The sequence below is a fragment of the Cellulomonas sp. P5_C6 genome (assembly GCF_054049635.1).
This window is the reverse complement of the sequence record NZ_JBFULZ010000143.1, coordinates 1-10,527: the sequence shown is the minus strand read 5'-3', so window position 1 is coordinate 10,527 and position 10,527 is coordinate 1. Positions and strand designations below refer to the sequence as shown.

General features: G+C 75.4%; 9 protein-coding genes. 3 read left to right on the top strand and 6 right to left on the bottom strand.

The features are described from left to right. A partial coding sequence (locus ACXJKG_RS15110; RefSeq protein WP_456846570.1) for a hypothetical protein occupies positions 1–449 on the top strand: 449 nt, incomplete at its 5' end. A gap of 1 nt (position 450) precedes the next feature. Continuing rightward, entirely contained in the window at positions 451–3,066 is a 2,616-nt protein-coding gene (locus tag ACXJKG_RS15105) for a hypothetical protein (protein ID WP_456846569.1), read from the top strand. A gap of 64 nt (positions 3,067–3,130) precedes the next feature. Here the strand turns inward: ACXJKG_RS15105 and ACXJKG_RS15100 are convergent, their stop codons facing one another. Genes ACXJKG_RS15100 through nirB form a run of 6 tightly spaced genes read right to left on the bottom strand, consistent with a single transcriptional unit; the run spans position 3,131 to position 9,884 of the window. Next, on the bottom strand, positions 3,131–3,853 hold the full coding sequence (locus ACXJKG_RS15100; protein ID WP_456846568.1) for an alpha/beta hydrolase family protein: 723 nt from the start codon (positions 3,851–3,853) through the stop codon (positions 3,131–3,133). Between the two features lie 5 nt (positions 3,854–3,858). Beyond that, positions 3,859–4,587, bottom strand: coding sequence for a sirohydrochlorin chelatase (locus ACXJKG_RS15095; RefSeq protein ID WP_456846567.1), 729 nt, complete (start codon positions 4,585–4,587; stop codon positions 3,859–3,861). Next, on the bottom strand, positions 4,584–5,702 hold the full coding sequence (locus tag ACXJKG_RS15090) for a uroporphyrinogen-III synthase (protein ID WP_456846566.1): 1,119 nt from the start codon (positions 5,700–5,702) through the stop codon (positions 4,584–4,586). The genes ACXJKG_RS15095 and ACXJKG_RS15090 overlap by 4 nt, the downstream gene beginning before the upstream one ends. After that, on the bottom strand, positions 5,699–6,934 hold the full coding sequence (cobA, locus tag ACXJKG_RS15085) for a uroporphyrinogen-III C-methyltransferase (RefSeq protein WP_456846565.1): 1,236 nt from the start codon (positions 6,932–6,934) through the stop codon (positions 5,699–5,701). Before cobA ends, ACXJKG_RS15090 begins: the two co-directional genes overlap by 4 nt. Further along, entirely contained in the window at positions 6,931–7,305 is a 375-nt protein-coding gene (gene nirD, locus ACXJKG_RS15080) for a nitrite reductase small subunit NirD (protein ID WP_456846564.1), read from the bottom strand. The genes cobA and nirD overlap by 4 nt, the downstream gene beginning before the upstream one ends. Then, entirely contained in the window at positions 7,302–9,884 is a 2,583-nt protein-coding gene (gene nirB / locus ACXJKG_RS15075; RefSeq protein ID WP_456846563.1) for a nitrite reductase large subunit NirB, read from the bottom strand. The genes nirD and nirB overlap by 4 nt, the downstream gene beginning before the upstream one ends. Before the next feature lie 136 nt (positions 9,885–10,020). Here nirB and ACXJKG_RS15070 point away from each other — a divergent pair. Next, a partial coding sequence (locus ACXJKG_RS15070; protein ID WP_456846562.1) for a DUF1697 domain-containing protein occupies positions 10,021–10,527 on the top strand: 507 nt, incomplete at its 3' end.

Genomic DNA, 10,527 nt, shown 5'->3' with positions numbered 1-10,527 from the left:
GCTACGCGCTGCGCGCCGCGGCGCTGCCCGACGCCGCCGCCGGCCGCGCCGTCGCCGTGCTCATCGTCCTGGGGCTCTGCCTCGCCGTCGCCGGGCTCACCCGCGGGAGGCTGCCGCTGTGGTCGGCGCTCCTGGGCGCGGCAGCGATGGCCGGCGCGTACGAGGCCACCTACACGGCCGACCCGACGGCGTTCGTCACGTCCTCGGCCACCACGGCGACGTCGATCCTGCTCGCCGCCGGCGCCGGCTTCCTGGCGACGTCGCTGCTCGGCGTCGTCGTCGTGCAGGACCGCGAGGAGGAGCGGGCCGCCCAGGCCGCACCCGCCGCCGAGCCCGAGCCGCAGCCCGCCGCCGTGTACGAGGGCGCCGCCACCATGGCCGAGGCGCCCCGCGCCCCGCGCCGCGGCCTGCCCGCCACCCGTCCTTTCGACCCCCAGCCGGAGGCCTGACGTGCGACGCACGACCACCACGGCGGCGGCAGCCGTCGTCCTGATCCCCCTGCTCGTCTGCGCGGCGGGCTCCCCCGCGCTCGCCGCCGACTCCGGCGACGTCGCCGTGACCAACACCGAGACGATCCAGGCCCGCCTGTCGGCCACGGGCGCGTTCCAGGAGGCGCGCGTCTACGACCAGCTCGCGCTGAGCGGCCACGGCACCACGACCATCACCAACCCCGTCTCGACGACGGGGCTGCGCAACCTCGACGGCTTCAGCGGCTACAAGGTGGTCGACGGCAAGCTGGTCACCACGCTGAGCGTCGACGGCGAGCGCCGCGAGCGGTCGGTGAGCACCTACGACAAGGACCTCCCGCTCACGGTCGAGGTCACCTACACGTTCGACGGCAAGCCGGTCCAGCCGGGCTCCGTCGTCGGCAAGACCGGCACGCTCGGCGTCCACTACACGGTCACCAACACGACCGGCAGGACGCAGGACGTCACCTACGACGACGGCACCGGCACGCAGGCCACCGCCTCGGCCCAGACCGTCATCCCGATGATCGGCCAGCTGGTCACGGTCCTGCCGTCGACGTTCACGGACGTCCGGTCCGACGAGGCCGGCATGGCCGGCGACGGGCACGGCGGCACGCGCATGCAGTTCCAGATGACGCTCTTCCCGCCGATCGGGTCCGACACTGCCGAGTTCGGCTACACCGCTCAGGTCACCCACGCGGTCGTGCCCACGGCGAACCTCACGTCGATGCCCGTCTCGCCCCTGGACTACCCCTCGTTCAAGGGCGGCGCGGAGAGCTACAAGTCCGGCGCGCAGAAGGGCGTCGACCTCACCTCCGGCGCCCTGCAGATCGACGACTCCGTGCTGCAGCTGCACGACGGCGCGGCCCAGCTGCTCGCGGGCCTGATCCAGCTGCGCGACGGCGCGGCGACGCTCTCGACCGGCCTGAACGGCGAGGCGGCACCCGGTGCCGCTGAGCTGGCGACCGGCCTGAACGGCGAGGCCGCACCGGGTGCCGCGAAGCTCGCGGCCGGGCTCAACGGCCAGGCCGTCCCCGGCGCGGCCCAGCTGGCCGCCGGGCTCAACGGCCAGGCGATCCCCGGCGCCGCCCAGCTCGCCGCCGGGCTCAACGGGCAGCTCTCGCCCGGCGCCGATCAGGTCGCGGCGGGTCTGAAGACCGCCGCGCCCGGGGCCGCAGCGCTCGCCCTCGGCGCCTCGCAGCTCGACGCCGGCCTGGCCGACGCCGTCGCGAAGGCCCCGCAGCTGATCGGTGGCCTGGCGCAGGTCGACGCCGGCCTCGCGCAGGTCGACGGCGGCCTGGCCAAGCTGTACGGCGACATCGGGACGCTGCCCGCCCAGGCACAGCCGCTGCACGACGGCATCAGCTCCCTGCGGGCCGCCATCGGCACCACCACGACGCCGGGCACCCTGCTCGCCGGCGTCGACCAGCTGCGCCAGGGCGTCTCGGGCGCAGCGACGTCCGCGTCGACCCTCGCCGCCGGGTCCGTGCAGCTGGGCAACCAGCTCTCGGCAGCCGTCGCCGCGCTCACCGCGCTGCGGGCGGGCATGAACGCCGCGTACCTCGGTCAGTACGACACCGTCGTCAGTCAGCTCTCCGGCGGCGTCCCGGTCCTCACGGACACGGCGGACCCGGCCACGATCGCCGGTGGCGCGACGGCCCTCGGCCAGGGGCTGTCCGGCGCGGCCACCAACCTCGCCAAGGTGGAGTGCGGCCTCAGCGCAGCGGCCCTTCCCGGCGTGTGCGACACCACCAAGCCGGGCCTGCTCCAGGGGCTCGCCGGTGTCGACGCCGGCGTCACCGCGCTGGTCAGCGGCGTCGTGACGAACGTGCAGGCCGGCGTCGGTGACGGCGACGACACGAAGGTCGACGGCACGCTCCGCGGCGGCGTGCACTCGCTGCAGGCGGGGACCGACCAGCTCAGCGACGGTGGGGCACAGCTCAGCTCGGGCCTCGGTCAGCTCAAGGCCGRCTCAGCTCAGATCAACGGCGGCCTCGGTGCGCTCGCGCCGGGGCTCTCGAGCCTCGCCACCGGGTCCTCTGCGCTCGCGACGGGCATGCACAGTGCGGCTGCGGGGTCCTCGGAGCTCTCGAGCAAGCTCGGGGCGGCCGGCTCCGGCTCCCAGGAGCTCGCCGACAAGCTCAAGGAAGCCGGCACCGGCTCGAGCAAGCTCTCCGCGGGCATCGCCGCGGCCGCGGCCGGCTCGCAGCGACTCTCGGCCGGCCTCAGCGCCGCCGCCGACGGGTCGACGCAGCTGTCCGACGGTCTGAACGACGCGGCCGACGGCGCACCGCAGCTGGTCGACGGCACCCAGCAGCTGTCCGACGAGGGCACCTCGCAGGTGGTCGTCAGCGGGCAGGAGACCGCGGCGGACTTCGGCGTGAAGTACGCCGTGCTCTCCGCCGGCGCCGAGCGGGCCGCGACCGAGGGCATGGCGTACGGCGCACCCGAGGGTGCCGTCGGCGCGACCGCCTACTCGATCGACATCGCCGGGGCCGACGGCTCCGGGGCCAGCTCGATGGGTCGGCTCATCGCGGCGATCGCCCTGTTCGCCGCGGGCATCGGCCTCGCGACGTTCGCGCGGCGCCGGTTCGTCTGACCGCTGCCCGCCCGGCACACCGAAGGCGTGCGACCTCCCCCCGGGTCGCACGCCTTCGGTCCGTCTAGCCCTCGAAGCCCGTGGCGAGCAGGGCGTCGATCGCGTCCTGGACCTGCGCGCGGTGCGGCGAGGTGAACAGCTCCACGCCGTGAGCGCGCCCGTTGACCTCGAGGAACGTGCTCGGATCGTCGTTGCGGGACACGGCCCGGGACGAGCTGACGGCGACGTTCGGGTCGTCGGTCGACGCGATCACGAGCAGCGGCCCGGTGTAGTCGCTGGACGCCGGCATGGCGTTCAGACCGTCGAAGCTGGCCGGAGGCCCGAGCGCCACCACCGCCACGGGGTCGACCTCGTCGGCGAGCGCTGCCGCGTACGTGCCGCCCTTCGACGCCCCGACCAGGGCGACGTCCTGCGCCCCGAGCCCGCGCAGCACGTCGGCGGCGCCGAGGAAGGACGCCTGGTCGTCGGCCGACCAGGCGAACGTCGCGACGAGGTAGCCCTCCCCCGCGAGCCTCTCGAGCTCGCCGGCCCACTGGCACGGGCCGCCCTCGCTCTGCGGCGCGAGCACCACGCCCTTCGTCCCGGTGCCGGAGAACGCGACGAGCGTGGGGTCGTCCTGCGGCCCGGTGGTGACGGCCGTGGTGCCGTCGGGCAGGCACGCGGGCGTGTCGGCGGGGCGGGTGGAGGCGGCGACGCGGCTGGGGGCGGGCGTCGCCGTCTCGTCGCCGGACATCGCGCACCCCGCGAGCCCGAGCGCGAGGACGGCCACGGCGACGGCGGTGCGCACGAGGCTCAGGTCGCGGCGTCGTACCGGTCGAGCACGATGTCGACCAGGCGGCTGTCGGGCGCGAGCGGCTCGGCGACGACGTCGGCCCCCGCCTCGAGGACGCGGTCGTAGAAGTAGCCGGGGGCGAGCAGGTACGAGGAGACGACGACGCGGCCCCCCGGCGGCCTGTCCTCCCGCGCGCTCGCCACGGCGGCCGGAACCCGCGGCTCCGCGCCGGCGCCGTAGCCGATCGTCACGGGCTGGTCGATGCGGTCGGCCAGCCCGGCGGCGATGGACTCCACGGCGAGCGCCGCGGCGGGGTCGGTCGAGCCCGCGGCGGCCAGCACCACGGCGTCGTCGGCGCCGAGCCCCACGGCGTCCAGGCGGTCCACCAGGATGTCGACGAGCCGAGGGTCGGGGCCGAGCGGGGAGGCGGCGGTGGCGCCGGGCTGGTCGACGGCCTCGGCGATGTCGACCTTGACGTGGAAGCCGACGGACAGCAGGAGGGGCACCACGACGGCCCCGGACGCGTCGCTGTCCAGCGCGTGCGCGACGACGTCGGCGACCTCCGGCTCCTGCACGTCGACGAACGCCTCGCGCACGTCGAGCTCGGGGCGGGCCGCGGCGACGCCGGTGAGGATCGACCGGACGGCCGCCCGGCCGGCGACGTCGTCCGTGCCGTGGGAGCAGCCGACGAGGACGGGCCCCTCGAGATCGAGCGGGACCGGGCCACGGGCGTGCAGTGCGTTCGTCATCCGACCTCCTCCAGCTGGAGACGGTATCCCCTCTTGACCACCGTGCGAATGAGCGACCGGCTGCCCGTGGCCTCACGCAGGCGCGCGACCGCGACCTCGGCAGCGTGCGGGTCGCGCGAGTCGCCCGGCAGCGCGGCCAGCACCTGGTCGCGGGGGACGACGGCGCCGCCCGCCGCGGCGAGCAGCCGCAGCACCTCGAGGCCCGTCGGCGTCAGCGCGAGCACGTGACCGTCCAGCACCGCGGTCCCGCGGTGGACCTGCAGCGGCCCGGCGATCGTCTGCAGCGCCTGGAGCCCGCCGTAGTGGCCGACCAGCGCGCGGACGAGGGAGCCCAGCCGGCCGCGGTCGGGCACCAGCGGGGCGATGCCACGCTCCTGCAGCGGCTTCGCCGTGATGGGACCGACCGCCGCCATCAGCACGTTGCCGCGCCGGGCGAGCGCGACGATCTTGTCGGTGACCCCGGCCTCGTCGGCGGCCGCCAGCCAGGCGGCCGCGCCGGGCGCCGAGGTGAAGACGACCGCGTCGACCTCGCCCGCCGCGACCGCGCGGACCGACGCGGCGACGGCCTGGGGGTCCGGCGGCGGTCCCCAGCGGTAGACGACGAGGCTGCGCACGCGGGCACCGGCGGCGGCGAACGCCTCGTCGAGACCGTCGGCGCCCGCCCCGTGGTGCTGGACGGCGATGTCCCGCCCGGCGACACCCTCGTCCAGCAGCACCTCGGCGATCTCGGCGCTGGTCTCCGACTCGGCCACCCAGTCGGCCGTGAGGCCCGCGGCCTGGATCGCACCCCGCGCCTTGGGTCCCCGGGCGACGATGCGCGCGCCGCGGAGCATCTCCACCAGCGGCTCGTCCAGGCCCGCCGCGTCCGCGGCCTCGATCCAGCCGCGGAACCCGATCCCGGTGGTCACGACGACGGTGTCCGGCGGGTCGGCGAGCAGCGAGCGGGTGCCCTCGAGCAGGGTCGCGTCGTCGGTGTGCGGCACCATCCCGAGCGCGGGCGCGTGTCGGACGGCCGCACCGCGGCGCTCCAGGGCGGCCGCGAGCTCGGCGGACCGGCGGTCGGCGGTGATGAGCACGACGAGGCCGGCGAGGGTCTGGTCGATGGGTTCGCTCACGGCGACATTGTGACGTGTGCGGCCGCACCCGTGCCGACGTCGAGCAGCCCCGGGGCGGCCACCGCGCCCAGCACGATCACCGCGGGGGCCCGCACCCCCGCCGCGGCTGCCACCTGGACGACGTCGTCCAGCCGCGCACGCGTCACGCGCTGACCCGGCAGGGTGCCCTCCTCGACGAGCGCGACAGGCGTGGCGGGGTCCGCCCCGGCCTCGAGCGCCTCGCCGGCCAGCGTCGCCAGCGCGCCAACGCCCATGAGCACGACGACCGTGCAGGAGGCGTCCCGCAGGCCTGTGAGCGCCGCGGACGACCAGCCGTCGTGCCCGTTCATCACGTGCACGGCGCCGACCGTCCCGCGGTGGGTGAGCGGGATCCCCGCGGCGGCCGGCGCGGCGAACGCGCTGCTCACCCCGGGGACCACCTCGACCGCGACGCCGGCCTCCCGGCACGCGAGCACCTCCTCGCCGCCCCGCCCGTACACGAACGGGTCGCCGCCCTTGAGCCGGACGACCGTGCGACCGCGCTGCGCCTGCTCCACCAGGATCCGGCCGATCTCGTGCTGCGGGACCGGGTGGTGGCCGGGCGTCTTGCCCACGTCGACGACCTCGACCCCGGGCGCGAGCTCGTCGAGGACCGCGACGGGACCGAGCCGGTCGGTGACGACGACGTCGGCCTCGGCGAGCGCCCGGCGACCGGCGAGCGTGAGCAGCCCGACGTCCCCCGGGCCGCCGCCGACGAGCACGACCCGCCCCTCGCCGGTGCGACGGCGGCGCAGGTCGACGCGACCCTCGCGCAGGTGCTCGGCGAGGGCGTCGCGGACCACGGCCGTGCGCCGGGGGTCGGGCGAGCCGGTCGAGACGACGCCCACCAGGACCTCGGCCTGCTGCGTCGTCGCCGGGGTGCGGGCTGAGCCGGCCGACCCGTCGCCCGCGTCGACGCAGAACGTCTGCCGCGCCGCCGCCCACGCGACGACCGCCGCGTCGGTGGCCCGGTCGCCGGTGGCGGTGTGCACCAGCCAGGCGCCGTCCAGGTCCGGCTCCTCGACCTCCCGGGCGCTCCACTCGACGAGACCCTCGCGGTGCAGGTCGAGAAGCACCTCGCACAGCTGCGGCGCCACGACGACGACCCACGCGGCGTCGGCGAGGAGGGCCTGCACCCGGCGGGCGGCGACCGGCCCGCCACCCACCACGAGCACGCGGCGGCCGGTCAGCTCGAGCCCGAGCATCGTCGTCATCGTCCGACCTCCACGAGCCCGTCGCGCACCCGGACCGGCCAGGTGCGCAGGTCGGCGGCCAGCCCCCGCACGGGGACCTTGCCGGCGGGGTCGAGGCAGCGACCCGTCGTGAGGTCGAAGACCTGCTTGTACATCGGCGACGCGACCGTCGGTACCTCGGCGCCGTCGACGGCCCGGGAGCCGACGATGCCGCGGGAGACCACGAACGCGTCGCTGAACGGGTCGTGCTGCTGGACGGCGAGCACCCGCCCGTCCACCAGCCGGAACAGGGCGATCTGGTCCGGCCCCAGAAGAGCCGCGGCACCGCGCTCGGGGGCGAGGTCGTCGACGCGGCAGACCAGGGTCCACACCGCGGTCTCCAGCACGGTCATGAGCGGACCTCCAGGGTCGTGCCGGCGACGAGGACCGGCTCGCCGCGCAGGGCGGCCGCCCGCTCGTCGGGCGTGGCCGGGCGGGACTGGCCGCGCTCCGGCACGTACGCGAGCGACGGGTCGGGGGTGTCCGGGGCGTTGACGAAGCTGGCGAACCGGCGGAGCTTCTCCGGGTCCTCGAGGGTGGCCTTCCACTCGTCCTCGTACTCCACGACGTGCTGGGCCATCTGCCGGTCGAGGTCGTCGGCGATGCCGAGGGAGTCGTCCATGACCACCGCGCGGACGCCCTCCAGCCCGCCCTCGACGTCCTCGATCCACGGCGCCGTGCGCTGCAGCCGGTCCGCCGTGCGCACGTAGTACAGGAGGAACCGGTCGATGGTGCGGACCAGCGTCTCGGTGTCGAGGTCCTCGGCCAACAGCTGTGCGTGGCGCGGCGTGAAGCCCCCGTTGCCGCCGACGTAGACGTTCCAGCCCTTGTCGGTGGCGATGACGCCGACGTCCTTGCCGCGGGCCTCGGCGCACTCGCGGGCGCAGCCGGAGACCCCGAGCTTGATCTTGTGCGGCGACCGCAGCCCGCGGTACCGCAGCTCCAGCATCACCGCGAGCGCCACCGAGTCCTGCACGCCGAACCGGCACCACGTCGACCCGACGCACGACTTCACGGTCCGCAGCGACTTGCCGTAGGCGTGGCCCGACTCGAAGCCCGCGTCGACCAGCCGCTGCCAGATGAGCGGCAGCTGGTCGATGCGGGCGCCGAACATGTCGATCCGCTGGCCGCCCGTGATCTTGGTGTAGAGCCCGAAGTCCTTGGCCACCTCACCGATGGCGATGAGCCCCTCGGGCGTGACCTCGCCGCCCGCGATGCGCGGGACCACCGAGTACGAGCCGTCCTTCTGGAGGTTCGCCATCACGTGGTCGTTGGTGTCCTGCAGGGTGGCCCGCTCGCCCTCCAGCACGTGCGCGGGCGACGTCGTCGCCAGGATCGACGCGACGGTCGGCCGGCAGATGTCGCAGCCTCGACCCTCCGCCCGGGTGCCGAACCGCTCGATGACCTGCGTGAACGACGAGGCCCCGCTGACCCGCACGGCGTCGTACAGCTGCGCGCGGGACAGGGCGAAGTGTTCGCAGAGCGCCGTGCTGACCTCGATGCCCTGGGCGGCCAGCTCGGTGGTCACCAGCTTCTTGACCAACGGCAGGCACGAGCCGCAGCTGGTGCCGGCCCTGGTGCAGGCCTTGACCGCGCCGAGGTCGGTGCAGTCGTGGTCGGTGACCGCGCCGCGGATCGTGCCGGCCGAGACGTTGTTGCACGAGCACACCGCCGCGTCGTCGGGCAGCTCGAGCTCGGGCGCTCCCACGCCGCCCTCGGGCAGCAGGTACGCGGCCGGGTCCCCGGGCAGCTCGCGGCCCAGCATCGGGCGCAGGCCCGCGTACGCGCTCGCGTCGCCGACCAGGACGCCGCCGAGCAGCGTGCGGGCGTCGTCGGACATCACGAGCTTCTTGTAGACGCCCCCGACCGGGTCCGCCCACACGATCTCGAGAGCGCCGGGCGTGACCCCGAACGCGTCCCCGAAGCTGGCGACGTCGACGCCCGAGAGCTTGAGCTTGGTCGCGGTGTCCGCCCCGGGGAACTCCGAGGTGCCGCCCAGCAGCCGGTCCGCCGTGATCTCGGCCATCGCGTAGCCCGGGGCGACCAGGCCGATGCAGGCGCCCTGGATGCACGCGACCTCGCCGACGGCGGACACGTCCGGGTCGCTGGACAGGCACGTGCCGTCGACGACGACCCCGCCGCGCTCCCCGATCTCCAGGCCCGAGGCGCGGCCCAGCTCGTCCCTGGGACGGACGCCGGCGGCGATCACGACGACGTCCGCGTCGACGCGACCCCCGTCGGCGAGCTCCAGGCGCCCGACGCCACCGCGGCGGTGCGGGCGGATGCGGGTGGTCATGGCGTTGAGCCGGACGCCGACGCCCAGCTGGTTGATGAGCCGGCGCAGGGCCTCGCCGCCGCCCAGGTCCACCTGGGCCGACATGAGGTGCGTGCCCACCTGCAGGACGGTCGTGCGCGCCCCGAGGGCCTGCAGCGCGCCGGCCGCCTCGAGGCCGAGCAGGCCGCCGCCGAGGACCGCGCCCTTGACCACCCGGTCCTGCGACAGGTTCTCGACGTACCCGCGCAGCGCGGCGACGTCGTCGACCGTGCGGTAGACGAACACGCCCGGCAGGTCCGCGCCCTCGAGCGGCGGGACCCACGCCGAGCTGCCGGTGGCCAGCACGAGGTGGTCGTAGTGCTCGACCCGGCCGCGGGCGGTCGTGACGGTCCTCGCGTCCCGGTCGACGTGCGTCACGGCGTCGTCGCGGACCAGCGTCACGAGAGGGTCGGACCAGAGCGCCGGGTCGCCGAGGGCGAGGTCGTCGGCGTCGCGGCCCGAGAAGTAGCTGGTCAGCGCCACGCGGTCGTACGGGCGGCGCGGCTCCTCGGCCAGGACGGTGATGCGCCACGCGCCCGCGGTGTCGCGGTCGCGCATCGCCTCGACCAGCCGCTGCGCGACCATGCCACCGCCGACGACGACGAGGTGCTGGTTCATGGTGTGCTCCGTCTGGCTGGGGTCCGGGGGCGCCTCCCACGCTAGGAACGGCGTGTTTCCGTGGGGGGTGCTGCTCCGTTACCCCGGAGGAACCTTTCCCGCACACCGCGTCGGTGCACGGTGTGAGAGTGAGGGCATGAGTCCCGTCATCGCCCTCCTGCGGGCCGCGAACGTCGGCGGCCGGACCATCAAGGCCGCCCAGCTGCGCGCCGCCGCCGAAGGCCTGGGCCACACCGAGGTCGCCACGTACGTGAACAGCGGCAACCTCGTGCTGGTGCCGGCGGGGGCCGCGTCCGCGGTGGGCCCCGGGCTGTCCGACGCCCTGTCCGCGTCTCTGGGCTTCGACGTCCCCGTGCTCACCCGGACGCTCGCGCAGTGGGACGCGATCGTGGAGCGGCTGCCGTTCACCGACGAGGCGGCGTCGGACCCGTCCCACCTGGTCCTCTACTGCTGGGACGGCACACCGGCGACGGGCTTCGACCCGACGCCCTACGGCAACGAGACGGTCGCGTTCGCCGGGCACGAGATGTACGCCTACTTCCCCGACGGCATCGGCCGCTCGAAGCTCACGCTCCCGCTGATCGAGAAGTCGACCGGCCGCCGCGGCACCGCCCGCAACTGGAACACCGTGCTCGCCCTCCGG

Coding starts and splice junctions, on each gene's coding strand:
- ACXJKG_RS15095 (WP_456846567.1), bottom strand. CDS start 4,587: ATGACGAACGCACTGCACGCCCGTGGCCCGGTCCCGCTCGATCTCGAG.
- cobA (WP_456846565.1), bottom strand. CDS start 6,934: ATGACGACGATGCTCGGGCTCGAGCTGACCGGCCGCCGCGTGCTCGTG.
- nirD (WP_456846564.1), bottom strand. CDS start 7,305: ATGACCGTGCTGGAGACCGCGGTGTGGACCCTGGTCTGCCGCGTCGAC.
- nirB (WP_456846563.1), bottom strand. CDS start 9,884: ATGAACCAGCACCTCGTCGTCGTCGGCGGTGGCATGGTCGCGCAGCGG.